This window comes from Pseudarthrobacter sp. W1I19, assembly GCF_030817835.1.
Taxonomy (GTDB): Bacteria; Actinomycetota; Actinomycetes; order Actinomycetales; family Micrococcaceae; genus Arthrobacter.
In genome coordinates this window covers 4,607,532-4,634,148 of sequence record NZ_JAUSZR010000001.1, presented here as the reverse complement: position 1 = coordinate 4,634,148, position 26,617 = coordinate 4,607,532, and the positions used below count along the sequence as shown (strand labels likewise).

Annotated in this window: 20 protein-coding genes; 11 read left to right on the top strand and 9 right to left on the bottom strand. The window is 64.3% G+C overall.

Going from position 1 to position 26,617, the window contains the following annotated elements:
* The first annotated feature begins 262 nt into the window (after nucleotides 1–262).
* Together QF038_RS21415 and QF038_RS21410 are read left to right on the top strand one after the other, a co-directional pair.
* Nucleotides 263–4,657 carry an SGNH/GDSL hydrolase family protein gene (locus QF038_RS21415; RefSeq protein WP_307613121.1) on the top strand — a complete coding sequence of 1,465 codons (4,395 nt, stop codon included), beginning with the start codon at nucleotides 263–265 and terminating at the stop codon, nucleotides 4,655–4,657.
* 134 nt (nucleotides 4,658–4,791) lie between these two features.
* The gene (locus QF038_RS21410) at nucleotides 4,792–5,763 is read left to right on the top strand and encodes an acyl-CoA thioesterase (protein WP_307613119.1); all 972 of its coding nucleotides are present in this window, start codon (nucleotides 4,792–4,794) and stop codon (nucleotides 5,761–5,763) included.
* Nucleotides 5,764–5,792: 29 nt separating this feature from the next.
* On the opposite strand, the gene dnaB is transcribed toward QF038_RS21410, so the two are convergent.
* A complete protein-coding gene (dnaB, locus tag QF038_RS21405) occupies nucleotides 5,793–7,175 on the bottom strand; it encodes a replicative DNA helicase (RefSeq protein ID WP_307613117.1) in 1,383 nt (460 codons plus the stop codon).
* 664 nt (nucleotides 7,176–7,839) lie between these two features.
* Between dnaB and QF038_RS21400 the strand changes: the two genes are divergently transcribed.
* Together QF038_RS21400 and QF038_RS21395 are read left to right on the top strand one after the other, a co-directional pair.
* Nucleotides 7,840–8,112, top strand: coding sequence for a hypothetical protein (locus QF038_RS21400; protein WP_307613115.1), 273 nt, complete (start codon nucleotides 7,840–7,842; stop codon nucleotides 8,110–8,112).
* Nucleotides 8,113–8,114: 2 nt separating this feature from the next.
* Nucleotides 8,115–8,687 (top strand): hypothetical protein, encoded by a 573-nt coding sequence (locus tag QF038_RS21395; protein ID WP_307613113.1) that lies wholly within the window; start codon nucleotides 8,115–8,117, stop codon nucleotides 8,685–8,687.
* Nucleotides 8,688–8,866: 179 nt separating this feature from the next.
* Here the strand turns inward: QF038_RS21395 and QF038_RS21390 are convergent, their stop codons facing one another.
* From QF038_RS21390 to QF038_RS21355, 8 genes are all read right to left on the bottom strand, one after another.
* Complete coding sequence (locus tag QF038_RS21390; RefSeq protein ID WP_307613111.1) at nucleotides 8,867–10,975, bottom strand: Ig-like domain-containing protein; 2,109 nt, start codon at nucleotides 10,973–10,975, stop codon at nucleotides 8,867–8,869.
* Nucleotides 10,976–11,258: 283 nt separating this feature from the next.
* The gene (locus tag QF038_RS21385) at nucleotides 11,259–11,885 is read right to left on the bottom strand and encodes an FMN reductase (RefSeq protein WP_307613109.1); all 627 of its coding nucleotides are present in this window, start codon (nucleotides 11,883–11,885) and stop codon (nucleotides 11,259–11,261) included.
* Between the two features lie 89 nt (nucleotides 11,886–11,974).
* A complete protein-coding gene (locus QF038_RS21380) occupies nucleotides 11,975–12,811 on the bottom strand; it encodes a PhzF family phenazine biosynthesis protein (protein ID WP_307613554.1) in 837 nt (278 codons plus the stop codon).
* Between the two features lie 310 nt (nucleotides 12,812–13,121).
* Complete coding sequence (gene rplI, locus QF038_RS21375) at nucleotides 13,122–13,574, bottom strand: 50S ribosomal protein L9 (RefSeq protein WP_091419442.1); 453 nt, start codon at nucleotides 13,572–13,574, stop codon at nucleotides 13,122–13,124.
* A gap of 17 nt (nucleotides 13,575–13,591) precedes the next feature.
* Entirely contained in the window at nucleotides 13,592–13,831 is a 240-nt protein-coding gene (gene rpsR / locus QF038_RS21370) for a 30S ribosomal protein S18 (protein ID WP_003800144.1), read from the bottom strand.
* Nucleotides 13,832–13,957: 126 nt separating this feature from the next.
* Complete coding sequence (locus QF038_RS21365) at nucleotides 13,958–14,533, bottom strand: single-stranded DNA-binding protein (RefSeq protein ID WP_307613107.1); 576 nt, start codon at nucleotides 14,531–14,533, stop codon at nucleotides 13,958–13,960.
* A gap of 74 nt (nucleotides 14,534–14,607) precedes the next feature.
* Nucleotides 14,608–14,913: a 30S ribosomal protein S6 gene (rpsF, locus tag QF038_RS21360; RefSeq protein WP_015939036.1), complete on the bottom strand. Its 306-nt coding sequence runs from the start codon at nucleotides 14,911–14,913 to the stop codon at nucleotides 14,608–14,610.
* A 239-nt stretch (nucleotides 14,914–15,152) separates the two neighbouring features.
* On the bottom strand, nucleotides 15,153–16,565 hold the full coding sequence (locus QF038_RS21355) for an amino acid permease (protein ID WP_307613104.1): 1,413 nt from the start codon (nucleotides 16,563–16,565) through the stop codon (nucleotides 15,153–15,155).
* 441 nt (nucleotides 16,566–17,006) lie between these two features.
* Between QF038_RS21355 and QF038_RS21350 the strand changes: the two genes are divergently transcribed.
* The 7 genes from QF038_RS21350 (at nucleotide 17,007) to QF038_RS21320 (ending at nucleotide 26,599) form a co-directional block, all read left to right on the top strand.
* Nucleotides 17,007–19,700 carry a LuxR family transcriptional regulator gene (locus QF038_RS21350; RefSeq protein WP_307613102.1) on the top strand — a complete coding sequence of 898 codons (2,694 nt, stop codon included), beginning with the start codon at nucleotides 17,007–17,009 and terminating at the stop codon, nucleotides 19,698–19,700.
* Nucleotides 19,701–19,854: 154 nt separating this feature from the next.
* A complete protein-coding gene (locus QF038_RS21345; RefSeq protein WP_307613100.1) occupies nucleotides 19,855–21,489 on the top strand; it encodes a sugar transferase in 1,635 nt (544 codons plus the stop codon).
* Nucleotides 21,490–21,515: 26 nt separating this feature from the next.
* On the top strand, nucleotides 21,516–22,649 hold the full coding sequence (locus tag QF038_RS21340) for a Gfo/Idh/MocA family protein (RefSeq protein ID WP_307613096.1): 1,134 nt from the start codon (nucleotides 21,516–21,518) through the stop codon (nucleotides 22,647–22,649).
* Nucleotides 22,646–23,641, top strand: a complete 996-nt coding sequence (locus QF038_RS21335) for an NAD-dependent epimerase/dehydratase family protein (RefSeq protein ID WP_307613094.1) — start codon at nucleotides 22,646–22,648, stop codon at nucleotides 23,639–23,641. Before QF038_RS21340 ends, QF038_RS21335 begins: the two co-directional genes overlap by 4 nt.
* A complete protein-coding gene (locus QF038_RS21330; RefSeq protein WP_307613092.1) occupies nucleotides 23,638–24,804 on the top strand; it encodes a DegT/DnrJ/EryC1/StrS aminotransferase family protein in 1,167 nt (388 codons plus the stop codon). The genes QF038_RS21335 and QF038_RS21330 overlap by 4 nt, the downstream gene beginning before the upstream one ends.
* Nucleotides 24,801–25,460 (top strand): acetyltransferase, encoded by a 660-nt coding sequence (locus tag QF038_RS21325; protein WP_307613090.1) that lies wholly within the window; start codon nucleotides 24,801–24,803, stop codon nucleotides 25,458–25,460. The genes QF038_RS21330 and QF038_RS21325 overlap by 4 nt, the downstream gene beginning before the upstream one ends.
* Nucleotides 25,457–26,599 (top strand): DegT/DnrJ/EryC1/StrS aminotransferase family protein, encoded by a 1,143-nt coding sequence (locus QF038_RS21320; protein ID WP_307613088.1) that lies wholly within the window; start codon nucleotides 25,457–25,459, stop codon nucleotides 26,597–26,599. Before QF038_RS21325 ends, QF038_RS21320 begins: the two co-directional genes overlap by 4 nt.
* Nucleotides 26,600–26,617 lie beyond the last annotated feature (18 nt).

Here is a 26,617-nt window from a genome sequence, read left to right as displayed (position 1 = left end):
CAAGCGCTTGGGAACAAAGCAGAACATGTCCCACCATAAAGTCACGGGAAAGTTGGGAAAACGCTTGCCAGAGTCCGTCGCAGGCCGATAAACCAATAACTGCTGCAACGAGAGTTGCATCACTATCCCAGGTCTCAGTTACTTCGAATCTTCACTCGGAAACCCTCAAGCCCGTAATGCGCCATCGTCGGTGCATTGCGGTTTTGAATCGTTCCAACCTTCCTGGGTACCGCTTTGCCACCGCTCATCGAAGGAGATGTCCGTGAACAAATCCCCGCAAGTAGCCCCACAATCCCAGCAACCACCTCCACCCCGGGGCCGCCGGATCCCCACCGCCGCAAAAGCCGTGACAGCCGCCGTGGCCTCAGCTGCCATCGCCTTCACCGGTCTCCCCGCAGTCCAGGCGGATACCGCGCTGCCCCCGGTGGGAAGCGGATTTAAGTTCGATTTCGGTCCCGGTGCCACAGCGGACGGCTACACGGCTGTTGCCGCCGGCACCCAGTACTCGCCGGCCACGAAGTTCGGCTTCACCGACACCGCGGTCACCTCCGGCGCGGACCGAGACACGGGGGATGCGCTGCGCTCCGACTTCGTGCAGGCACAGGGCAGCACCTTCCTGGTGGACCTGCCCAACGGCGACTACACGGTCAAGCTCATTGCCGGCGACGCCACGGAGGCCACGAACATCGCCATCACCGCCGAGGCCATGGCGAAGGTGCAGGCAACAGACAAGCCCGCCGGCCAGTACCTGGAAATGGAATTCCCCATTTCGCTGGTTGACGGCCAGCTCAACCTCGATTTCAGCGGCACCGCGGCCAAGATCAATTCGCTGGTCATCGCCGCCCGTGCTCCGCGCACCGCCACCACGGACCCGGGCGTCTACCTCGCCGGCGACTCAACGGTGCAGACCTATGATCCCGGTTTCGCTCCCCAGGCCGGATGGGGCCAGATGATCGAGCGCTACTTCGATGAAAAGGTCTCGTTCAAGAACCATGCCATCGGCGGCCGCAGCTCCAAAAACTTCATCAGCCAGGGCCGGCTGGACGAGATCCTGCGGGTCATCAACCCCGGCGACTACCTGATGGTCCAGTTCGGCCACAATGATGCCACTATCGGCGTGGATGACCGTTATGCCTCCCCCGCCGACTACAAGGAATACCTCCGCACGTACGTGAACGGCGCGCGGCAGCGGGGCGCAACACCCGTCCTGGTCACCCCCGTGGGCCGCCGGGACTATGACGAAGCCACCGGAAAGTTCAACGTCAGCTTCCCCGAGTACGTGGCCAAGATGCAGGAACTCGCCGCCGAGGAAAACGTGGCCCTGGTGGATCTGTCCGCCTCGAGCCGCGCCTATTACGACGCCATCGGCCCGGAGGACACCAAGTCGGTCTTCCTCCACGTCGATGCGGGCATCTACCCCAACCGGCCCACCGGCACCGTGGACAACACCCACTTTCAGGAATACGGCGCCATCCAGATCGCCCGCCTCGTGGCAGGCGGAGTGAAGCAGCTCAGCGTTCCGCTGGCCGCACGCGTCAAGGAAATCGCTCCGCCGTCGTCCGTTCCAGCCAAGCCGCAGGGCCTGGTGGCCGGCAGTGTCTCCAACGCCGGGGCACTCCTCAAGTGGCAGCCGGTGGACGGCGCGGACATCTACAAGGTGTACCGCAAGCTGGCCTCCGAACCGGACAGCGCCTACAAGCTCACCACCACCTCCACCGTCCCCACGGTCAACCTCTCCGGACTGACCGAAGGGACTGCCTACAACGTCCGGGTGGCCGCGATGAACGGCAAGGGCCTCTCCGAGCCCAGCGACACCCTCACGGTGACCACCAAACAGGCCAAGTACAAGTTCGACTTCGGGCCTGTGGGAGCGCCTGTTGAACCCGGCTACACCGAGGTCAACCGGACCATGGGCTACACGGCCCAGCGCGGCTTCGGCTTCAAGGACATCTCGGTGCTCAGCGACCGGGACCGCGGCGCCGTGACAAGCAACCTGCTGCGCGACTTCGTCCTTAGTGGTTCCAGTTTCGAATTCCAGCTGGACGTCCCCAACGGCACCTACGCCCTGAAGACCTACCACAGCGACTGGATCGGCTCCACCCGCACCGACGTCGCTGCAGAAGGAACCTCCTTCGGACAGGTGTCCTCAAGCAGGGCGTCGTCAGCAACAAAAATCATCAACCAGGTCCTGGTCTCGGACGGACAGCTGAACCTCGCCATCAGCGGCTCCGGGCAGCGGCTTAACGGCCTGGAGGTCACCCCACTGCTGGTGGGCCCCACCAACCTGCACACGGCTGCCGTCGATGCCGCGGCAGAACCACCCACCGTTGACCTCGCCTGGGATGCGGTGGCGGATGCCGCCAGCTACAAGGTGTTCCGCCAGGCCTCGTTCGACGCCGAACCCCGGCTGATTGCGGAGAACGTCACCACCGCGGCCTTCCAGGACACCACGGCGTTCGCCGGACTGAAGTACAAGTACTTCGTCACCGCGCTGGACAACACCGGGCTGGAATCGGTGCCCTCCAATACGGTGGAGACCGCCTTGGTGGACCCCGGCACTCCCGTCCCGGCAGCCCCAGCGAAAGTGGACGTCAAGGCAGTCGAGAAGACCAGTGTCACGCTCAAGTGGCAGAAGGTTTCCGGCGCTGCGGCCTACCAGGTCTACCGGTCCACCTCCCCCGACGGTCCTTTTGAGTACGTGGGCCGTGCCAGCGAGGTCAATTACACGGACTACACAGTCCTGACCACCATCAAGTACTACTACCGCGTCACCACCGTGAATAGGGGCGGCGAATCCGCGCCGTCCCCGGTGGTGGGGACTGAAAAGGTCACCGTGGTGAACCGCCAGATGGAGAAGCTGGACCGCGCCCCCCTTGCGTTGCTGACCGGCGAAGGGGTCCGGGTGGGCTGGCGGATGCTGGGCCTTGACCCGGAGCAGATCGGCTTCCATGTGATCCGCGACGGCGTCCAGCTCACCGATGAGCCGATCCGCAACAGCACCACGTTCCTCGATCCGACCGGAACGGCGTCCTCCAGGTACGTCATCAAATCCGTGGGCAACGGCGGGGACCAGCTCACCGCGGAGTTCACGCCGCTGGCCCGGGACTACCTTGCCATCAAGCTGGACAAGCCTGCCGATGACTACACCAAGGACGGCCAGCCGTACAGCTACTCCGCCGGCGACTCGAGCGTGGCAGACCTGGACGGTGACGGCACGTACGAAGTCCTGCAAATGTGGTCCCCGTCCAACTCCAAGGACAACTCGCAGGCAGGCTACACCGGCACCGTCTATGTGGATGCCTACAGGATGGACGGAACCAAGCTCTGGCGCATCAACATGGGCCCGAACATTCGTGCCGGCGCCCACTACACCCAGTTGCTCGCCTACGACTTCGACGGCGACGGCAAGGCCGAAGTTGCGATGAAGACGGCCGACGGCACGCGTGACGCCGCCGGCACAGCGATCGGCAACCCCAGCGCCGACTACCGCAACAGCAGCGGATACGTGCTCACTGGACCGGAGTACTTGACCGTGTTCCACGGGGCCAGCGGCACCGTGATGGACACCGTTGCCTATGATCCGCCCCGCGGTGACGTGGGGGCCTGGGGTGATACGTACGGAAACCGTGTGGACCGCTTTCTGGGCGCGGTGGCCTACCTGGATGGTGAACGCCCGTCCATGATGTTCAGCCGCGGCTACTACACCCGCGCCGTACTGGCCACCTACGACCTGGTGGGCGGCAAGATCACCAAGCGCTGGGTCTTCGATTCGGACATCTCCGGCGCCCAGTACCGGAGCCAGGGCAACCACAACCTGTCCGTGGTGGATGTGGACGCCGATGGCAAGGACGAGTTTGTCTTCGGTTCCATGACCATCGATGACAACGGCAAGCCGCTGTACACCACCGGCCTGGGCCACGGCGACGCCATCCACACCAGCGACCTGGACCCGTCCCGGCCGGGACTGGAGACGTTTGCCGCCCACGAGGATATGGGTTCAAGCGGCAACAGGGGCGCCACGTTCCGGGATTCACGGACCGGCGAGGTGCTCTGGAGCATCCCCGCCACCAAGGACACCGGCCGCGCGGCCGCCGGCGACATCGATCCGCGCTACGCTGGTGCCGAAGGCTGGGCGATTGGGGGCGACGCCGCCTGGAACTCGCCTGTTGGTGAACTGCGCTCCGCCAAGGGGCAGCTGATAGCCAACAAGATCCCGGCAGCCAACTTCCTGGCCTGGTGGGACGGCGACGTGCTCCGCGAAATTGTGGACCATGACTGGAATGCTGCCACCAGTACAGGGACGCCCAGCATTGCCAAGTGGAACTGGGAGACGGAATCCAGTGACAGGCTGTTGACGGCCACCGGCGCCAAGTCCAACAACAGCACCAAGGGCACGCCTGCCATCCAGGCAGACCTCCTGGGTGACTGGCGGGAGGAACTCGCGTGGCCGTCGGCCGACAGCACTGAGTTGCGGATCTACACCACCACCGCGTCCACTGACGTCCGGCTCCGGACGCTGATGCACGATCCGGCGTACCGGCTTTCCGTTGCACGCGAGAACATCGCCTACAACCAGCCGCCGCACCCCGGCTTCTTCATCGGTAAGGACATGGAGCTTCCTGCGCAGCCGGACATCGTCTACACCCGCGCCGGCTAGCCTTATCCAGCATGAGCTGGCCCGCCCGCCTTCCAGCGGACGGGCCAGCTGTGTTTAACGCTGGTACAGCTGCCCGCCCTGCCGCCCAGCCGTTCCAACCGGCCGGTAACCGGCTGCGTCAGTATGATCGCACCATGACTGACGCCGGCACTGCCAACTCCGTGACCCTCCGCTTCCTGGCCGCCCCCATGGACGTTGGCCACAGCGGCTCGGTGGATGCGGGAACCGTCCTGGAGTGGGTGGACAAGGCGGCCTATGCTGCCGCTGTGGGCTGGGCCAAGTCCTACTGCGTCACCGCCTACGTGGGAAATATCCATTTCGCGGATCCGGTCAACAGCGGGGACATGGTGGAGGTTGAAGCCACCATTGTGTACACCGGGCGGTCCTCCATGCATATCCGCACCGTAGTCTCCTCTGGGGACCCGAAGGGGGGCCCGGCCACCATGCGCAGCCAGTGCATGGTGATTTTTGTTGCCGTGGGGGAAGACGGAAAACCGATCCCGGTCAAGCAGTTTGAGCCCGTCACGGCAGAAGAAATTGAGCAGCGGGACCATGCGCTGGCCCGGATCAAGATCCGCGAGCAAATCGTGGAAGCCATGAACCGGCAGGAATATACGGATGCGGGTACGGCGGAGCGGGTGACCCTGCGGTTTATGGCCGCTCCCACGGACGTGAACTGGGGCGGAAAGGTCCATGGCGGCATCGTGATGAAGTGGATCGATGAGGCCGCTTACGTCTGCGCCTCCCGCTACTGCGGGATGGATACCGTGGCGGTGTTCTCCGGCGGCGTCCGGTTCTACCGTCCGCTCCTGATCGGCCATGTGGTAGAGGTGGAGGCCCGGCTGGTGTACACCGGAACCAAGGGCATGCACATCGCAGTCCACGTCCGCTCCGGCGACCCCAAGAGCCGCGAAATGAACCTCACCACGTACTGCCTCACCGTGATGGTGGCGCGCGACGCCGACGGCAACTCAGTGCCTGTACCCGCCTGGGTGCCGGTCAGCGACGAGGACAGGAGGCTCCACGCGCACGCGCGGGAGCTGCTGGAAATCCGGGGCCGGGCGCCGGGGAACCGGCTGCCAAACCACCTGCTGGCCCAGGGCTGAGGCGACAAGGACCCAACCCGGGGTGGCGTTTAGAAGCCGCCGCCGCCGGCGTCGGCCGCCATGTTGGCAAAGCGGGAGTAGTGGCCCTGGAACGCAACCACGATGTCCTTGGTGGGGCCGTTACGGTGCTTGGCCACCAGGATGTCCGCTTCACCGGCGCGCGGTGATTCTTTGTCGTAGACGTCCTCGCGGTGGAGCAGGATCACCATGTCGGCATCCTGCTCGATGGAGCCCGATTCACGGAGGTCCGACACCATGGGCCGCTTGTCCGAGCGCTGCTCGGACCCACGGTTCAGCTGGGACAGCGCGATGACGGGGACCTGGAGCTCTTTAGCGAGCAGCTTCAGCGCACGGGAGAACTCGGAGACTTCCTGCTGGCGCGACTCCACTTTCTTGCCGGAGCTCATCAGCTGCAGGTAGTCGAGGATCACAAGCTTGAGATCGTGCTGCTGCTTGAGCCGGCGGCACTTGGCCCGTATTTCCATCAGGGACATGTTGGGGCTGTCGTCGATGAACAGCGGCGCATCGTTCATCCGGCCCATGGTGGTGGCGATCTTGGACCACTGTTCGTCCTTGATGGTTCCTTTGCGGAGGTCCTGCAGGCCGATGGTTGCCTCGGCGGAGAGCAGGCGCATGGCAATCTCGTTCCGGCCCATTTCGAGCGAGAACATCACGGTGGCCAGGTTGTTCTTGATTGCCGCGGACCGGGCGAAGTCCAGGGCGAAGGTTGACTTGCCGACGGCCGGGCGGGCGGCGATAACGATCATCTGTCCGGGGTGCAGCCCGTGGGTGAGCTCATCCAGTTCAAAAAAGCCTGTGGGCACACCGGTCATGCCTTCACCGCGGTGGCCGGACGCCTCAATCTCGTCCACAGTGGACTCCATCACGTCCTTGAGCACCACGTAGTCCTCGGCGGTGCGGCGCTCGGCCACGGCGTAGACCTCGGCCTGGGCCTGGTTGACCAGGTCCTCCACCTCGCCGTCAGAGCCGTAGCCCAGCTGGACGATCTTGGTACCGGCATTAACGAGCCGGCGCAGGACGGCGCGCTCGGCCACAATCTCGGCGTAGTAGCCGGCGTTCGCTGCGGTGGGAACGGTCTGGATCAGCTCATGGAGGTAGGCGGGCCCGCCGATCCGGTTGATCTCGGCACGCTTGGTGAGCTCATCGGAGACGGTGACAGCATCGGCCGGTTCACCGCGGCCATAGAGGTCGATGATGGCCTCGTAGATGGTTTCGTGTGCCGGGCGGTAGAAGTCTTGGCCGCGGAGGATCTCCACGACGTCCGCGATGGCGTCCTTGGACAGCATCATGCCGCCGAGGACAGACTGCTCCGCGGCGATATCCTGTGGAGGTTTCCGGCTCGTGTCCGATCCTCGGGTGGCCTCGACCGGGTCCAGATGCGCTATAGACAAAGCTGCCGTCCTCCGTTGTGTACACCGGGAACCAGGTGCCCGGTGACGATCAATCCTGCTAACGCATTGCGGGGAAACCCCGCTCCGCCACCTGTCCAGGTCTACCCGTGGGCTCTGACAATCCTGCCCAGACAGCCTTCGCGTGACTGTCAGCAGGAGTTATCCCCACTATCCACAGGTTTTCCACAACGGACAGTGCCGGGTGGATCAGCGGTTCTGTCCAGCAGCACCAAATGGCCCTCCCATAAGCCGTCCGGGGGCCGAAGAACAGGTACCCCGCTACGCTAGCCGCCAGGAGTCCAGCCTCAAAGCCAGAATGCGTTGAAGGGTGTGGATAACCTGTGCACTACCGGGCATAGCTTGTGCACAGCCTGTGGGGAAACCTGTGGAAACAAAAAAAGTTTTGGCAGCGAGAGGGCTCTGGCCTGCGAAAACGTTCTTTGCTGCGTGTGGAGTAAATATTTCTTCTGTGGAATTTAATCCACAGCGCGTGTCGCCCGGAGGTGCCCGGTGCAACACCCGCACGACATCTTAGAGACCGTGCGGGTGCTGTGTGGCAGCCCTCATATTCCCTTCGGGACGCCAGCTCCGTGCTGCCACCCGCCCTTCATGCGCCGAGGCGAATATTGCTGTGGATAACCCGGATCTGGCATAAGCTCTATGCATGGGCGAACTACTGCTGGTCCTGTTGCCTGCGATCGTACTGGTGGCGCTCATTTGGGGCCTTATTACGGCCCTGAGGCCGCGCGACTCGGGAATATCGGACGCCGAAAAATACCAGCGTGACCTGGCAGAACGCTCGGCTCAGCACTACGCTGCCCAAGTCCAGGCTGCCACGGCTGCCCGGGCCCAACTCGAGCGGATCACCAGGCCCAGCCAGAACAGCCAGGCATCATCGGACCTGGCTGCTGCCAGGAAGCACATAGAACGGCGTTAGACATGGAATCGCTTGTGGCCCCGGTCCTTATCCTCCTGGCAGTGGTTGCCGGCGGAACACTGGCCGTCCGAGCCCTCGGCCGGCGGAAGGCTGCCCGCAGCGCTGTGCCGTCCGGGCCTGCCCCCACTCCCGCCGAACTGGCGCGCACCGCCGCCGCCAAGCTTTCGGAAGAGGAACACCGCAGGCTTTATGCCCTGATTGCCCAGGGGCAGGCGATGGCTGCGATCAAGTTGTACTACGAGGCCACGGGAGAGGGCCTGCGGGCGTCCCGCGACGCGGTGGGTGCGCTGGCAGCCCACCCGCAGCCCTATAGGGGTCCTGAGGCGTCCCCGGCGGCCGCGGAAGATGACGATGAGGACGAGCCTCAGCGGTTCCCCTACCGCTACCGGGCCATCGCCAGTAAAGGCGATGTGACCCGCGAGGTCAGCAGCAACATGCTCAACGACGAAATCTACGGCAGGATCCGCACGCTGGCCCGCAGCGGCGACACCGAGGCCGCCGCCACGGCGCTCACCCGGCATTCGGACATTTCCATGAAGCAGGCCCGGGAGTTCATCGAGCTGCTGGAAGACTAAGCTTCGGCAGGACCCGCATTGCCTGGGGCGCGTAGCGGCGGGGCCTCTGTCTTGCGGGCCGGGCCCTTGGCTTAGTGAGCCCGTCGCCCGCTGGCCTATGGCGGTAGACACGGAAGTGGCCGGGACTGCATCCTTGCGGATGCCAGTCCCGGCCACTTTAGTTTCGCTTCCTGCCTGATCTACTGGAAGGTAAGCACCAGCTTGGGAGGGCTAGCGGTCTCCCTGGAGTTGAGGTCCAGGCCGTCGCTGCTGGCGGAGTCCAGACCAAGCGATAGCGATTGGCCGAGCTCCCCGCCGACGGCTGCGGCGTCCAGCACCACGTTGTAGTCGGTGTTGACTGAGGTCGGGCCCAGCCTGCCGAGGCTGGCACCCAGCGCCGGACGGCTGTTGGAAGTGATCCCGGTTTCCGTCCAGGTATCATCAGCAACCAGCTTGATGTTCTGTGTACCAGTCGACCCGCTCCCGGCGCTCTTCAACTGCAATGTCGCACTCTGCAGCGTCTTGCCTGCAGGAGCAGCAGGCAGGCTGAACTTCAGGTACGCGACCTCCACCGGACTGAAATCCACGCCCAGCATCGTGCTCGTGCCAAAGTTCGTCGTCGGCGACGCGCTCGATGCATAGGTGTCAGCGGTGGCCGTGAGTGTCACGGTGTCCGGAGTGCCGGTTGGCGGCGGAGTCGTTGCAGCAGCCGTGGTGAAGGTCCACGTCTTGTCCGCCATCCCGTTACCGGCAACGTCCTTCACCCCACTGATCTTCGCCGTATACATCGTATTGGCGGCCAGGTCCGAAGTGGGATCCAAGGTAGCAATCCTGCTCGTACTGTTGTACGTCACACCAGCCGGCACCGCCCCCGTCGGCCCGGTCAACGTGAAACTTGCCGGCCAGTTCGTGGACGGGTCCACCGCTTCTGACAACGTCGCCGTCACGTTCGTGTTCACCGCGACGTTAGTCGCACCAGGAGTCGGAGACGTGGAAGTCACCGTCGGAGGCGTGGTGTCAGCAGTCCCACCGCCCGTACCGCCGGGGCCTTCTTCGTAGAAGTGCCAGTACGTCTTGGTGGCATTCACATCGGCCAGCACCAGGAGGCCACTGTTGGCTGTGCTCGTCGCATTATTCAAGTTCTGCTTTGTGGACGTCACGTTGTGGACGTACTGGTCGGCGTCCATGATTCGCTTCGTCTTCGCAGTACTGAAACTGATGTTGGTCAATGATGTTGACTTCTCGTAGATCGCACCTCCCGAACTGGTGCAAACCCCAGCGTTCGTGATACCGGTCCCGCTCTTTGGATAGGTGGCGAAGGTACGGATCTGTTGCGCGGCCTCGTCGATCAAGACGATCACGCGGTTCGGGCATTCGGCCACTGTCGCGATGGTGTGCTTCGACCACAGCGCGGTTGTTGTATCCAACGCCAACAGCTGTATCAGCGGCAGGGACGAGCTTGTGTTCGACGTCTTGATGGCGGCGAAAACCTTTCCATTCGATGTGGAGTCCAGCCACTTCAGGTTCATGTGGTCGTCACCGGTGCGCAGCCCGCTAACCGCCGGCTTCGCATTGCTCCATCCATCCTTGGGTGCTGCTGTGTCCTCGTGAATGCTCCAGTACATACCATCGGTGGAGTTACCAACCTGCCGGCTCCACATCACACCGATCTTCCCGTCGAACGCGATCACAGCTGACGTGTCGTCGACTGAAACGGAACTTAGCGAAGCATCGGGGTGCGGGAACGGCGTCCCCCATGTGACGCCATCCGTGCCAGTGGCGTTCAAATAGATGCGATTCCCTTGCTGCCAGGTGGCCCACAGCCGACCCTTGGAATCCTTGTCGATGGTCAGGGTCTCAACTTTGTTATCGTTGATTTTTTCTGAACCCAGCAGCGTGTACTTATCTGTAGTCGTGTTGTAGCTGTAACGCCGCATTGTCGTCGGGAAGCCGGCCTGGGCCGGCAGGCCGTCGTTGACGAACTTGTAGCTCGCCACGTACAGCGTGTTCCCGTCCCACAGCACATCATGGTGGGTGTCCGCCCGGGTTTCCGTGACCACACCGGTGTCGGCCCACGTGCTCGTCGCGGTATTAAACCGGAATATATGGAAATCTTGGCTGGCAGTGTCCCACAGGTTTCCCCACCAGGACCCATCGTTGAACCACAAGGCACTCGTGGCCCGCTTGGTACCCGTTGGTTCCAACGTGCCCGTGTGCGAGGGACCCTGGACTCCAACATCGGGCAGAGCAGCCGAAGCCACCCCTGGCACCACCAGAGCGGCCAGCGCAACCAGCAGTGCCGTCAGCAATGCGTGGAGCTTCAGACTCCGCGACCGCCGTGGACGAAAACCAGCCGGGCGTTCAGCGCCCGGCCTTGTGAAAAGCCAGGAACTCCTGCGGCCACGCTCGCCGGTTTGAAAAAAAGGATAGTCCATTAACTTTGCTCCCCGGAGTTGAATCCAACAGTCAATCCCCAGTTCGTTCAGTGTCAGCGGTGGGAACATCAAAAACAACCCCCGGGCCCCCCCAATGTGAGGCCTGTGGAAACCCCTATTGTGATGTTCCGCCGGTGCCGCTACCGTGCTGCGGAGGTCAGCTGTTTCCGGAGATTCCGGCCAGGAGTTGCTCGAAGGGAAGGGACTCCATCGGCGCGGGCTTCCGGCCGGGCTGGGGTCCTTCCAGCAGTCGGGTGAACTCCCCGGCGGCACGGTCGATGCGGTCGGCAAGGGTGGAACCGCCGTCGTCCGACGTACCCCAGTCCTGGGGGCCGGCGAAGACACCGGTAGTGGCGATCCTGGTGCGGAGGTAGCTGAACAAGGGCCGCAGGGCGTAGTCCAGCAACATCTGGTGGCGGTCGGTGCCGCCCGTGGCGCCCAGCAGGACTGCCTTGCCGTCCAGCGATTTCGGGTCAAGGACGTCGATGAAGGACTTGAACAGACCGCTGTAGGATGCGCTGAAGACCGGCGTCACGGCGATGATGCCGTCCGAGGCCTCGATACCCGCAATGACCTCTGCCAGGCGGGGTGCCGCGTAGCCGGTCACAAAGTTGTTGGCGATATCCACCGCTAGGTCGCGGAGTTCAACGATGTCCACGGCCACGTCGTAGCCAGCCGCGCGGAGTTGCCCCTCCGCTGAGGCTGCCAGCTGGTCAGCGAGCAGACGGCTCGACGACGGTACGCCAAGCCCGGCGGATAGGACTGTGATGCGGCGGGATTCCATGGCATTTCTCCTGTTGCTCGTTCATTCATCATACATGCATTTGCATCTATCTTGTGAACAGGGCCGGGTGCCGGAGTATTCCCGGTGCCTTAGAGCTGCACCGTGCCGCGGATGCAGGTGGTGGAATATCCGCCGACCCAGATCTCATCGCCTTCGGCCGCGACGTGGATCCGCCCGGTACGGCCCAGGACCGTACCTTGGGCCGCCACGTACTCGGCGGGGGCCTGGCTGCTGCCGATCAGCCATTGCGCCACTCCGGCGTTGAAACTGCCGGTCACCGGGTCCTCCGTCATGGCGTCACCGGGGATGAAGGTACGGACCTCGAAGTCAGCGCCGGCGCCTGGTGCATGCGGGCCGATCACGCCCACCTTCAGCCCGCCCATCGCCGCGAGGTCGGGCTCGATGGCCAGTACCTGCTCCGCGGATTCCAGCAGGACCCCGATCCACTCAGGTCCGTTGACCAGCCATGAAGCGTCAACGATGCCGGATCCCGGCAGCCGGAGGCCGGCCGCCAACTGGTGGCGGACAGAAGCATCCACCGGCCCGAAGCGGGTCAGCGGCGGTGCCGCGAAAGCCAGCCGCCCGGCGTCGTGCTTTACCCTGACCAGTCCAGCGGCGCACTCCTGCACCACGAACCCGTCAGACTTCGGCACTCCCCCGGATTCCAGCCACGCGTGTGCCGAGCCGAGTGTCGGGTGCCCGGCAAACGGGAACTCCTCGGTGCCTGTGAAGATCCGGACCCGGTAATCGGCGCGCGGGTCTGTCGGGGGCAGCAGGAATGTTGTCTCGGACAGGTTGGTCCAATTGGCAAACTGCTGCATCTGTTCCGCTGCCATGCCTTCGGCGTCGAGGACGACGGCCAGCGGGTTGCCCCTGTACGGCTCGCGGCAGAAAACGTCGACCTGATGGAAGGGACGGCTGCGCAGGGATCGCGAATACGGGGATGGTGAAGTCACCGCTGCAGGCTATCACCGGTGCTGGCGGGCGCCAGGCGGGTCTGCGACACTACGTCCATGGCAGAGAACAAAACCCAGCCGACCTCAGTGCCTGTTGAGGAGTTCCTGGCATCCGTGGAGCATCCGCGGCGGCGCAGCCCCTGACCTTCGCGCGAGATGGCACTTAACGGCAATTCGGAGGGCCGACACTGCCCTCAAGTGCCATCTCGGCGTGGCCCGCACAAGCAAAAGACCCCCGTCGCCGGTATCCGGCCACGGGGGTCCATGCAGCAGTTAGAAACTACTTACCAGCCACTACGTCGAGTTCGATCACAGCAGCAACGTCGTCGTGCAGACGGACGTTGGCCTGGTAGGAACCAACAGACTTGATGTGCGCCGGCAGTTCAACCTTGCGCTTGTCGATGCGGCCAAGGCCTGCGGCCTCAACAGCGTCAGCAACGTCGCCCTGCTTGACGGTGCCGAACAGGCGTCCGGTCTCGCCAGCCTTGACAACGAGCTTGACCGGCTTGGCCGAGAGTGCAGCAGCCTGCTTCTGAGCGTCTTCCAGGGAAGCGTGCTCGCGGGCGGCGCGGGCAGCCTTGATGGACTCAACCTGCTTCTCGCCACCCTTCGACCAGGTCAGGGCGAAGTTGCGGGGGAGCAGGAAGTTACGTGCGTAACCGTCCTTAACCTCTACAACATCGCCAGCAGCACCGAGACCGGTTACTTCGTGGGTCAGAATGAGCTTTGCCATGTTAGTTAATCCCTTCCTTAGCCGCGGCCAGCGCCGGAGTAAGGCAGCAGGGCAACTTCGCGGGCGTTCTTGATTGCCTGTGCGATCTTGCGCTGTTCCTGCACCGTGACGCCAGTGACGCGACGGGCGCGGATCTTTCCGCGGTCGGAGATGAACTTGCGCAGCAATGCTACGTCCTTGTAGTCGATGACAGTGATGTCAGCGGCCTTCAAGGGGTTGGACTTTGGTTTGGGCTTACGGAGTTCAGCCTTAGCCATCGTGGAGCTCCTATTCTAGGGAGCCCGTGGATATTGATCCACGGGATGGTGGTGGTCCTACGGCGGCAGTCACCTTGGTGCCATATGGCACTTCCGGCAGTCCCGGCGTCGGACCTTAATTGGTTATTAGAAGGGAGGTTCGGAATCGGGGCCGTTGCCCCAGCCGCCTGCGTTGGAGACACCGGGCGTAGCCCAGGGATCGTCCTGTGCAGCCTGCTGGTTGCCGCCGCCCCAGCCTCCGCCGGTGTTGCCACCCTGGTTTCCACCAGAGTTGCCTCCACCGAAGCCGCCGCCGCTGTTGCCGCCGCCAAAGCCACCCTGCCCGCCGGCGCCGGAGCGCTGGGTGCGGTTGACCTTGGCGTTGGCGTAGCGCAGGCTCGGGCCGATTTCATCGACCTCAAGCTCGATAACGGTGCGCTTTTCGCCTTCTTTGGTTTCGTAGGAACGGCTCTTCAGGCGGCCGGTAACGATCACGCGCATGCCCTTGGTGAGGGACTCGGCGACGTTCTCGGCTGCTTCACGCCACACAGCGGCGCGGAGGAACAGGGTTTCCCCGTCCTTCCACTCGTTGGACTGGCGATCAAAGGTGCGGGGGGTGGAAGCGATGGTGAAGTTCGCTACTGCCGAACCGGACGGTGTGAACCGCAATTCCGGGTCATTGGTGAGGTTACCGATGACCGTAATGGTGGTCTCGCCTGCCATCTACTGCCTCCTTGTTCGATCCTGGGTGAAGAGTGCGTTTCCTGCGGGGTAAAGAATGAAAACCGGTGCTGAAATTACTCAGCAACAACCTTCTGCTCTTCGGGGCGGGTGATCTTGGTGCGCATGATGGTCTCGTTAAGAGACAGCTGGCGGTCAAGTTCCTTGGCGGTTTCCGGCTTGGCGGTGAAGTTCACCACGGCGTAGATACCTTCGGACTTCTTCTTGATGTCGTAAGCCAGCCGGCGACGGCCCCAGATGTCAACCTTTTCGATGGTTCCACCATCGTTGGTGATGACGTTCAGGAACTTCTGAAGCGACGGCTCAACGGTACGCTCTTCGACCTCGGGGTCGATGATTACCATCAATTCGTAAGGACGCATATGTGAACCCACCTCCTTTGGGCTAAGCGGTTACGGCATTTCCGTAACAGGAGGTTCATTTGCGATGCTGTGCGATACCCCGCCGCCAGGAACGGAAGCAGGACGCAGCACAGACTTCAATATCTTAGTGCATTTGGAACGGATAGGCGATTCGCGCTTGACTCCAAGGCTATGCCCGTGGTTGCCCGGGCGGGAGCATAAAGCCTGCTATGTGGAAAACCGCCGTCCGGGTGTGCCGCTCAAGCCGTTGGTTCGGCCCCCACGGGAATGTCACGGCTGTCGTCGTCGCCTGCTTCCGGCCCGGTGCCACGGCCTCGGTACCGCCACACTCCGATGCCCACCACCACGCCGGCCAGGGCCAGCGACAGGAACAGGGACTCGCGGGTGGACTCCAGGATGACCATCCCGATCAGCAGGGCCACGATGCTGACAATCGCCACCCAGGTCAGGTACGGGAACAGCCACATCTTGAGCGCCAGGTCCTTGGCGGAAGCTCCCATCCGCTTGCGCAGGACCAGCTGGGAGGAGGCAATAACAAGCCACACAAACAGGGCGATGGCACCGGAGGTGTTGACCAGGAACAGGAACACGGTGTCCGGAGCAATGTAATTAAGGCCAACAGTGATGAAGCCCACCACCGTAGACGCGAGCACTGCCGCTGCGGGCACCCCGCGCCGGGATATTTTTGTCCACGCTGCGGGGGCGTCGCCGCGCCGGGAGAGGGAGAAGAGCATGCGGCTGGCGGTGTAGAGGCCGGAGTTGAGGCAGGAGAGCACGGAAGTAAGAACCACAACGTCCATGATGGTTCCGGCGCCCGGGATTCCGAAGAGCTCGATCACTGCCACGTAGGGGCTCTTGGCAACGCTGGCATCGTTCCACGGCAGCAGGGTGACGACGATGGCGATGGACCCGATGTAGAAAACAAGGATGCGCCAGACGGTTGACTTCACGGCCTTCTTGACCGCGTCAACGGGGTTTTCGGATTCGCCGGCCGCGATGGTGGCGATTTCGGCGCCGAAGAAGGAGAAGACCACCACCAGGATGCCAGCCAGCACCGCTCCAGGGCCGTTGGGCAGGAACCCGCCGTTGTCCATGAGGTTGCTCAATCCGGGCGCCGGGACGCCGGGCACAAGCCCCAGGATGGCGGCCACGCCGAACAGCAGGAACAGCACAATGGCCGCGACCTTGATGGAGGCGAACCAGAACTCGAATTCGCCGTACGACTTCACGGAGCCCAAGTTGGTCAGGGTCAGCAGGACCATCAGGACCAGGGCCCAGACCCATTGGTCTATGCCGGGAACCCAGCGGTGCATGATCGCGGCGCCGGCAGTGGCTTCGATGCCGAGCACGATGATCCAGAACCACGCATAGAGCCAGCCGATGCTGAAGCCGGCCCACCTGCCCAGTGCCTTGTCCGCGTAGGTGGAGAACGAGCCCGTCTCGGGGTTCGCTGCGGCCATTTCGCCGAGCATGCGCATCACCAGGATGACCACCACACCCGCGGCCATGTAGGCCAACAGGATTCCGGGGCCGGCCTGCTGAATGGCGGCACCGGAGCCGACGAACAGACCGGCGCCAATCACGCCGGCTATTGCGATCATTGACAGGTGCCGCGGCTTGAGCGACTTGGCTAATTGCTGGTCAGCGGGCATGGTGCGCCGTCCTTTGGTTCTCTGGGTAATGGATGGATCAAGGCCGGCAGCAGGCTGTGCCCCGCGCGCCGGAGTGGGTAACCATCGGGTGCGTTTGATCACACGTTTTCTCCCACCCTAGACGTCGGGCAAAGGGCCAAAGGCTGTGCATCAGCACAAATCCGGTGCCTTCAAACCGGACGTATCTCTACTTGGAGCGCCTGTTGTGCACCAGCTGATTTCTGAGGGGCATCTCAGAAATCTTGATGAAATCCAGCGCCTAATTGGTAGTGCCCCTTTTTGAGGTAAGGCTATATTGACTCCACGGCTGGGTACCGGGGTGGACGCTTTCGAGCGGACAGTCTGCTGCATCGCCGGTCACCGTGACCGGCTGGTGCAGTGCATCAATGCTGGAACCGATAAGGCAAGAAAGTGGTCTCCTTCTTCTATGGATGGGGTCCCATGTCGTTATTAGGCAGAAGCAAGGAACTTGGCCGGATCCTTTCGGTGATCAGGGGCCCCAAGGAAGGTGCCCTGGCCGTTGTGGGTCCACACGGCATGGGAAAGTCAGCGCTGCTGGGTGAGATCCCCCGGCTTTCGGACTACCGCTCGGTGTTCCTGCGGGCCAGCGTGTCTGAATCGGACTGGCCGCTGTCCGGTATTACGGCCCTCCTGAACGGCATGGATGATCCGGTCCTGAACCGGATCGCCGATGAACTTCTCCGCGATACTTCCGGGGCCCTGGACGTGGCGGCCGTTTCCACCATGCTTCTCAACGGGCTGCACCAGCGTTCCTCGTCCCGCACCATAGTGGTGATTGACGACGCAGACCAGCTGGACCCGAGCAGCCAAGCCATCATCGGCTACCTCGCCCGGCGCCTTGCCGGAACCGACCTTGCCGTTTTCGTCAGCCTTCGTGAAGACACAGCAGACAGCCCTTTCTCCAGCCTGCCCGTCCTGCCACTGCGGGCACTGGGCTACAACGACACCGTCCGTATGCTGGAGGCCATTCCCGCGCGGCAGGCCGCGACGGCGGCAGTACACGCAGTTGCCGCAGCGTCACAGGGGAACCCGCTGGCCGCCGTCGAACTTTACTCCGCCCTGCTGGAACGCCAGGCGGAGGGAAAGTACGCCCTCCCGGTTCCGCTGCCGTCCAGGGGCAGCTTCGAAGCCGAATTTGCTGCCATCCTGGGCGGACTATCGCCGGCGGCGCGGCAGGCCCTTGATCTGTTGTCGCTGTCCTTCCGGAGCGGGATCACCACCTTGGAGAAAGTCCACAGCGACGTCTGGGCCGGCGTGGATGAGCTCCTGGCCGCCGGCATGATCAGCCGGTCGGGCCCCTATCTGGGGATCAGGGACCAGCTGCTCCGCGGCTACGTGTTCTCGGCAATGACGCCTGCCATGCGGACCGCCAGCCACAGGGCGCTGGCCGAAGCGGCCAGCGACTCGGACCTGTACGCCCGCAGATGGCACTTGAGCTTCACTGCACTGGAGCGGCAAACGCCGTTTGGCCTCCTCCGCTACGCGGTGGAGCTCATCAGGACGGGGGAAGTGCCCTTCGCCGTCGAATACATCGAGCGGGCCCTGACCATTAATCCATGGGAGGCGGAAACGGCCGCACGGCTGACTACAGTCGCCGAACTGCTGTTCAACCGCGGCGAATTCGTTTACGCCAGGCGTTACCTCGATTGGGCCCGGCGGGTGACCCGGAATCCTGCACTGATCCTTCGGCTGACCGGGCTGTCCTTTGAGATCGAGTTCATTCAAGGTGCCTCAGTGCGGGCAAATATGGTGCTGCGCCTGGTCAAGGAGTTCGGACAGCATGACCCGGCGTACTCGGCCAAACTGCTGGCCGCCGGTGCGCTGTACTTCGCCGAACGCTGGGAACTGAAGGATGCCGCCGCGCTGCTGCGCTACGCCGAAGAGTTCCAGGGCGCAGCTTCTGCGGAGTGCCTTGCCGTGGCCGAGAAGGCCAAACTGCTGGCGGAAGCGATCGGCGGGAATTCCGAAAACCTCAAGCGCAAAAACGATCAGGCGGGGAATGCCTGGGTGGCCGGCCTGCTGGTGCACGGCCGCGCCCTGAGCTATGCCGAGCATCATGGCCTTGCCCAGGAAGCTTTCGCGATGGTGCGGAATTCCGCAGAACCGCGCCACATCAACTGGCGTGAGACCGCAGCCTTCCTTGCCGTGGACAACGAGATCCGCGCCGGCAACGTCCGGACTGCCGTGAAACTCATTGAAGACCTGGAACTCGACGAACCGGAGATGAAATACCACCGGGGGATGCGGTCCGTTTTCCGGGTGTGGCGGGCACACGCCCTCGGGGATGAGGAGCTGGCGCGGGTGTATGCAGCGGACGCCCAGCACTTCTCCGGAGCGGAAAGCCACCCGTCCATCACCGCGCAGCTTGCCGCCATCCAAGGCCACTTCGCCCTGATGCGCGGCAACCTCGCGGAGTCACTGGCCCAACTCTCGCGTGCGGCCGAGCTGGGCCTGGAATTCGGCAACCCCACACTGCTCCGGTGCGAGGCGGACCTGGTGGAGGTCCTTGTGCGGCTGGGCCGGCACCGTGAGGCCAGCCAGGCGCTCTACCGGCTGGAAAGCCGATCGGTGGGGCTGCGGTCGCCGTGGCTCATGATGGTGGTGGCGCGGAGCCGGGCCATGCTTGCCGACGGGGATCAGTCACTTCAGCTGTTCTGCCAGGCACTTGAGAGCCGGAACGGTCACGACTCGCTGCAGGAACGGGCCCGGACCCTGCTCTGCTACGCGGAGCGGCTGGGCGCCTTTGGACGGCTGCGGGAGGCCCGCGATGCGATGCTCCGCGCGAAGGTCATGTTTGACGAGGCCGGAGCCGACGCCTGGGCACAGCACGTTGACTCGCTGCTGCTGGATGAGCGGGTGGAGCCGTCGCGGCCCAAGGGCAATCCGGCCATGCTGATGCTTGCCGACCATGAACGGTCGCTGGCGCAGATGGTGGCTCGCGGCATGCGCAACAAGGAAATCGCGGCCACACTCTACGTGTCCGTCCGGACCGTCGAAGTGCGCCTCACCGCGATCTACCGCAAGCTCGGAGTGGAGTCGCGCGCGCAGCTCACTGCCCTTGCCGCCGGCAAGGACAATACGGCCCGCGAGCCGTACGTATTGCCCGTACTGTAGGGCCGATTCCGGCTTTTGCAGGTACCCGCATTTTCCACACTGTGCGTCCGCTGCATCCACAACAGCCCTTCCATTCCCCGCCACGGCAGCTGTTCTGACCCTAGTTTTGCTTCACGGCCAGTACACAAGGCGGATACGCCGGGAAGGGGACATCATGGCAGAGATACCAGTGGCCAAGACCCGGGGCACTGCTTTCAACTGGCCCGTTGCACCCGCTGCTGCACAGCGGATGTCAACAGCGCCGTTGGCGGCGGCGGAAACCGCAGGAACCCGGTTCCTGCTGCCGCCAACGGGCGCTCCAGCAGCTGCACCCATATCCCCGGCAGCAACAGCCGGCAGAGCGCCGGAACCCCTCGTCCCAGCGCGCAAGGCCACCGCCTCGTGGCTCGCCCGGCACATCAACTTCCTCCGCACCACTGACTCTCTCCTGGTCCTGGGCGCAGTATTCGCCGGCTACCAGCTCTCCAGTGTGGGGCTGGCTTCCGGAGAACCCGGCGACGGCGGCACCCTGGTCACCGCTGCCGCCATCGCCCTTTTGTGGCCCTCGGCTTTGGAGATCTACCGCACCCGCGACGCGAAGGTACTGGGGGTGGGGGCAGATGAATATAAGCGCGTCGCATCAGCAAGCCTGCGGATTTTCGGACTGCTCGCCATCGCCGCAGTGGTTTTCTCCGTCCACGGCGCCGCAGCCTTCGTCACCGCGTCCCTCCCGCTGGGCATGGTGTCCCTGACCGCCAACCGCTGGCTCTTCCGACGGCGGCTCTCGGCTGAGAAGGCGAAGGGACGCCACCTCTCGCGGGCAGTTGTTGTGGGCGACCCGGAAGACGTCAGGTACGTTGTCCGGCAGGTCGCGCGGAAGTCCGGACCTGTCTACCACATCCTTGGCGTCTGCCTCCCGGGAGCCCGCCGCGGCACCAGCCTCAGCGTGGACGCCACCCAGGTGCCAATCCTGTCCTCCACCGACGACATTGCCCGCACTGTCCGCCTCGTGGAAGCCGACTCGGTGATCGTGGCAGGACCGCTTCCCGGCGGCAACCGGTTCATCCGCGAACTCGGCTGGAAGCTTGAAGAATGCTCCGCGGAGATGGTCCTGGCGGCCACCCTGACCAACGTGGCGGGGCCCCGGATCCACTGGCGGCCCGTGGAAGGCCTGCCCCTGATGCATGTGGACATTCCGCAGTACAGCGGCGCCAAGCATGTACTCAAACGCGTCATGGATGTGGCCATGGCCCTCGCCGCTGCCCTGGTGTTGTCACCGCTGCTGCTGGTCCTTGCCCTGATCGTGCGCCTGGACAGCCCGGGCCCGGTGTTCTTCCGCCAAGACCGGATCGGCAAGAACGGCGGGGTCTTTGGAATGGTGAAGTTCCGGTCCATGGTGGTGGACGCCGAAGCACGCCTGGCGGAGCTGAACGCACAGAACCAGGGCGCGGGCGTCCTCTTCAAGATGAAGGATGACCCGCGGGTGACGCGGTGCGGGCGCTGGATGCGCAAGTACTCGCTCGACGAGCTCCCGCAGCTCTGGAACGTGGTGCTGGGCCACATGAGCATGGTGGGTCCGCGGCCGCCGCTGGACCGCGAAGTAAGCGCCTACGAACGCCACACCCGCCGCCGGCTGCTGATCAAGCCCGGAATCACGGGGCTGTGGCAGATCAATGGCCGCTCCGACCTCTCCTGGGATGAAGCCGTCCGGCTGGATCTCTATTACGTCGAAAACTGGTCCATCGCCGGGGACCTGCTGATCCTGTGGCGGACCTTCCGCGCGGTCATCCAGCCGTCCGGCGCCTACTAACAAACCCCTGCCCGAAAGAAAGTGACATGAGGACATTCCCCAATCCGTTCCACACCCCCACCCACCGCCAGCCTGCCCCCAAACTCAGGATCGCCGTCGTCGGAGCCGGATACTGGGGCCCGAACCTGGCCCGCAACCTGCAGGCAAGCGCCGACTGGGACCTGGCAGCCATCTGTGACCTGGATCTCGAACGGGCCCGCAAGCTGGCCGCAACGCTGGGGGAAATCCCGGCGGTCGAGTCCCTGGACGAGCTGCTGGACACCTTCGATGTGGACGCCGTGGCCATCGCCACGCCGGCGCGCACCCACTACGGCACGGTGATGACGGCCCTGCGTGCCGGGAAGCACGTCCTGGTGGAAAAGCCGCTGGCGGACAGCCGGGCGCACGGATTGGAAATGGTGGCCGAAGCGCGGGCACGGGGTCTGGTGCTGATGGCGGACCACACCTACTGCTACACGCCGGCCGTGCTGAAGATGCAGGAGCTGGTGCAGGCCGGGTCCCTGGGCGAGATCCTTTTCGTGGATTCCACCCGGATCAACCTGGGGCTCGTGCAGCCCGACGTGAACGTGTTCTGGGACCTCGCTCCGCACGACCTGTCCATCCTGGATTTTGTCCTCCCCGGCGGACTGAACCCGGCCGAAGTCTCGGCCTTCGGCGCCGACCCGCTCGGAACCGGGCGGGACTGCGTGGGGCACCTGAACTTCAGGCTCCCCAACGATGCCACGGCCCACGTCCACGTGAACTGGCTCAGTCCCACCAAGATCCGGCAGATGGTGATCGGAGGATCCCTCCGGACCCTCGTGTGGGATGACCTGAACCCGCAGCAGCGGCTCAGCGTGTACGACCGGGGCGTCAGCCTGGACCGGCAGCCGAAGTCAGCCGGCGAGAAGGCGTCCGACGCCGTGTCCTACCGGCTTGGTGACACCTGGTCCCCCGCACTTCCCGAGCGCGAGGCGCTGGGGCAGGTGGTGGCCGAACTGGCCTTCTGCATCCGCAACGGCCAGGAGGCGCGGACCGGCGGGGCATCGGGCCTCCGGGTCCTTTCCGTCCTCGAAGCGGTGACGCGCAGCCTCAGCCTGGACGGCCAAGCCTCCCCGGTGGAAGGTACAGGCGCCGCCGAAGCCGCGGCATCCGGCGTCGAACTGGAGCGTGCGCGGTGAGCCAGCTGGAAGGGGCAACAATCCTGGTGACCGGCGGAGCAGGAACCATCGGTTCCACGCTCGTGGATGCGCTGCTGGAAGCGGGCGTAAGCCGTGTGGAGGTCCTGGACAACCTGGTCCGCGGGCGCCTGGACAACCTGGCCGGAGCCCTGGCCAGGGGGCAGGTGGAGCTGGTGCACGGGGACATCGGGGACCGCGACCTGGTCCATGACCTGACCAGGGGCAAGGACCTGGTGTTCCACCAGGCGGCCATCCGGATCACGCAGTGCGCGGAGGAACCGCGGCTGGCGCTGGAGGTCATGGTGGACGGAACCTTCAACATCCTTGAGGCCGCGGCCGAGCACAAGGTGGACAAGCTGGTGGCTGCATCGAGTGCCTCGGTGTACGGAATGGCTGAGGAATTCCCCACCCGCGAAAGCCACCACCACGCCAATAACGACACCTTCTATGGGGCCGCCAAATCCTTCAACGAAGGGATGGCGCGCAGTTTCCACGCGATGACCGGGCTGGATTTCGTGATGCTCCGCTACTTCAACGTCTATGGCCCGCGGATGGATGTCCACGGGCTCTACACCGAAGTCCTGGTGCGCTGGATGGAGCGGATCATGGATGGCCGGCCGCCGCTGGTCTTTGGGGACGGCCAGCAGACGATGGACTTCGTTTATACGGCCGATGTGGCACGGGCCAATGTCCTCGCGGCCGCCAGCGGTGTCCGGGAGGGCATCTACAACATCGCCAGCGGAACCGAGACGAGCCTGCTCGAGATGGCGGAGGCGCTGCTGCGCGTCATGGGCTCGGACCTGGCCGTTGAGCACGGGGAGGCACGGCAGGTCAACGGCGTGGTCCGGCGCCTGGCGGACACATCGGCGGCTGCGCGTGACCTGGGGTTCAAGGCCGAAGTGGACCTCGACGAAGGACTGCGGGAGCTCGTCACCTGGTGGAAGCCGCTCCGGGACGAGATCGCGGCGACACGGAAAGCCGGTACCAAATGAGCACGGAAGCGGTCCTTGCCCGGATCAACGTCATGAAGCCCTGGCTTGGGGAAGAGGAAGCCCGGGCCCTCGCCGACGTGGTTGCCTCGGGCTGGGTGGCGCAGGGGCCGAAGGTCAAGGAGTTCGAAACCGCGTTCGCCGCCGCGCAGGGGGTGCGGCACGCCGTCGCAACCTCCAACTGCACTACGGCACTGCACCTGGCACTGGTGGTGGCGGGCATCGGCCCGGGTGACGACGTGGTGGTGCCGTCGCTGTCATTTATCGCGACGGCGAACGCCGTCACCTATGTGGGGGCCCGCCCTGTTTTCTGCGACGTGGATCCGGTCACCGGGAACGTGACCGCAGAGACCATCCACGCGGCCCTGACCCTTGATACCCGGGCGGTGATCGTGGTGGACCAGGGTGGTGTGCCGCTGGACATGGATCCGATCCGCAAACTGTGTGACCGCCATGAAATCACGGTCATCGAAGATGCCGCCTGCGCTGTTGGATCCACCTACAAGGGCAAGCCGGTAGGCGCCAAGGCGGACGTGGCCGTGTGGTCCTTCCATCCGCGCAAGATCCTCACCACCGGTGAAGGCGGCATGCTGACCACCAACCGCGCCGACTGGGCCGCCCGGGCGCGTGCGCTCCGCGAGCACTCGATGAGTGTGTCCGCCGCGGACCGGCATGGATCGGTGCTCGCCCCGCCGGAGGTCTACCTGGAGGTGGGGTTCAACTACCGGATGACGGACCTGCAGGCCGCCGTCGGCATTGTCCAGCTGGGGCGGCTGCCCGGGGTGGTGCAGCGCCGCCGTGAAATCGCGGCGCGGTACGTTGCCGGACTCGCCGGGCTGCGTGGGCTGCGGCTCGTGTCGGACCCGCCGTATGGGACCAGCAACTTCCAGTCTCTGTGGCTGGAAGTTTTGCCCGGCTTCGGCACAACCCGCGAAGGCCTGCTGGCCCGCCTGGCGGAGGCCGGCATCTCTGCCCGCAGCGGCATCATGGCCGCCCACCGGCAACCGGCGTACCGCTGGCGGGACACCGGCAATTCCCTGCTGGAGCACACCGAACGGCTCAACGACAGGACCCTGATCCTCCCGGTCTTCCACGAACTCGACGACCAAAGCCTCAACCGGATCATCAGCACCATCCGCGGCGCCGCCGCAGGGGTGGCCACATGAGCGAGTTGATCCTGATTGCGGCTAGCGGACTGGCCCGTGAAGTCCTGGCAATGGTGCGGGCAAGCGGGCAGTACGACGTGGTGGGCCTGCTCGATGACGACAAGGAAATGGCCGGCGTAACGGTGGACGGCGCCCCGGTGCTGGGGACCATTGACGACGCCGCAAGGTACACTCACGCGTTGATCCTGGTGTGCATTGGCTCGGGAAAGTCCCGGGAGGCCGTGGTGGAGCGGCTCACCGCGATGGGGCTGAACGAGGCCCGGTATGCCACGGCGGTGGACCCCACCGTGCAGTACCCCGAGGGGTGCCGCATCGGGCGGGGGAGCATCCTGCTGCGCAACGTGACCATGACCGCGGCAGTCACCTTGGGGTCCCACGTTGTGGCCATGCCGTCCGTGACCTTCACGCACGACGATGACGTGGCTGACTTTGCGACGTTTGCTGCGGGAGTGTCGTTGGGCGGCGGAGTCCGGATCGGCCGGGCAGCGTACCTCGGCATGAATGCGAGCGTCCGCGAGCGGACTTCGGTGGGTGCCTACGCCACCGTAGGCATGGGTGCCGCGGTGCTCAGCAACGTGCCCGACGGCGAGACCTGGGTGGGTGTGCCGGCGCACGAAATTGACCGGGAAAGCTTTCATTTTGGGGGTGTGCGGTGAGTGCTGATGTTGATTTTCGGGCTGCTGTTGGCCCTGTGCCGCTGGTGGATCTTGCCGCGCAGCAGGCTGAAGTCCATGAAGAGGTCATGGCGGAACTGGCGGACGTATTTAAGCGAGCGTCGTTCATAGGGGGTCCCGCCGTCGCGCAGTTCGAGGAGGCGTACGCGTCCTTCCTTGGGGCACGGCACTGCATTGGCGTTGCCAACGGGACCGACGCTTTGGAGCTGGCCCTGCGGGCCGGCGGCGTGACCCCGGGCGGGGAGGTCATTCTTCCGGCCAATACCTTTATCGCTACCGCGGAGGCCGTCAGCCGGATCGGCGCGGTGCCCGTACCTGTGGACGTGGACCCGGAGTATTTGCTGATCTCTCCCCCTGCTGTCGCGGCGGCCGTAACCTCCCGGACGCAGGCCATTGTTCCAGTCCACCTCTTTGGGCAGACGGCGTTTGTTGAGCAGTTGGTTCCGATCGCCGAGGCCTGCGGGGCCGTAATTGTTGAGGATGCTGCCCAGTCCCAGGGAGCTACGCGCTTTGGACGTGGTGCCGGGACATTCGGCCTTGCTGCGGGCACGAGTTTCTACCCGGGGAAGAACCTTGGGGCCGCCGGTGACGCCGGTGCGGTCCTGACAGACGATTCTTCCGTTGCCGCCCGGGTTCGGATGCTGGGCGCGCACGGCAGCTTGGAGAAGTACCGCCATGATGCTGTTGGCATGAACTCGCGGCTCGACACCGTCCAGGCGGTGGTGCTCAAAGCGAAGCTGGCCCGGCTGGAGTCCTGGAATCTCCGGCGGCGGGCGGCAGCTGGACGATACACAGAACTGCTTGCCGATGTTCCCGGTGTTGTTGTCCCCCGTGAGGCGCACGGGAACGTTGATGTGTGGCACCTGTTTGTGGTGCGGGTTCCTGACCGTGACGCCGTCCTGGCAGCTCTTCACGCCGCGGGAGTCCAGGCTGGAGTCCATTATCCGGTGCCAGTGCACGTCAGCGGGGCTTACGCCGAATGTGGTTTTCCGCAGGGGTCTTTCCCGGTAGCCGAAGAGGCTGCCGGGTGCATCCTGTCACTTCCGCTCTACCCGCATATCACTGCAGAGCAGCAGGAGCGGGTAGTTGAGGAGTTGTTATGTGCCCTGACGAAGCCGTAGTCCTTTGAGGACGTCCGT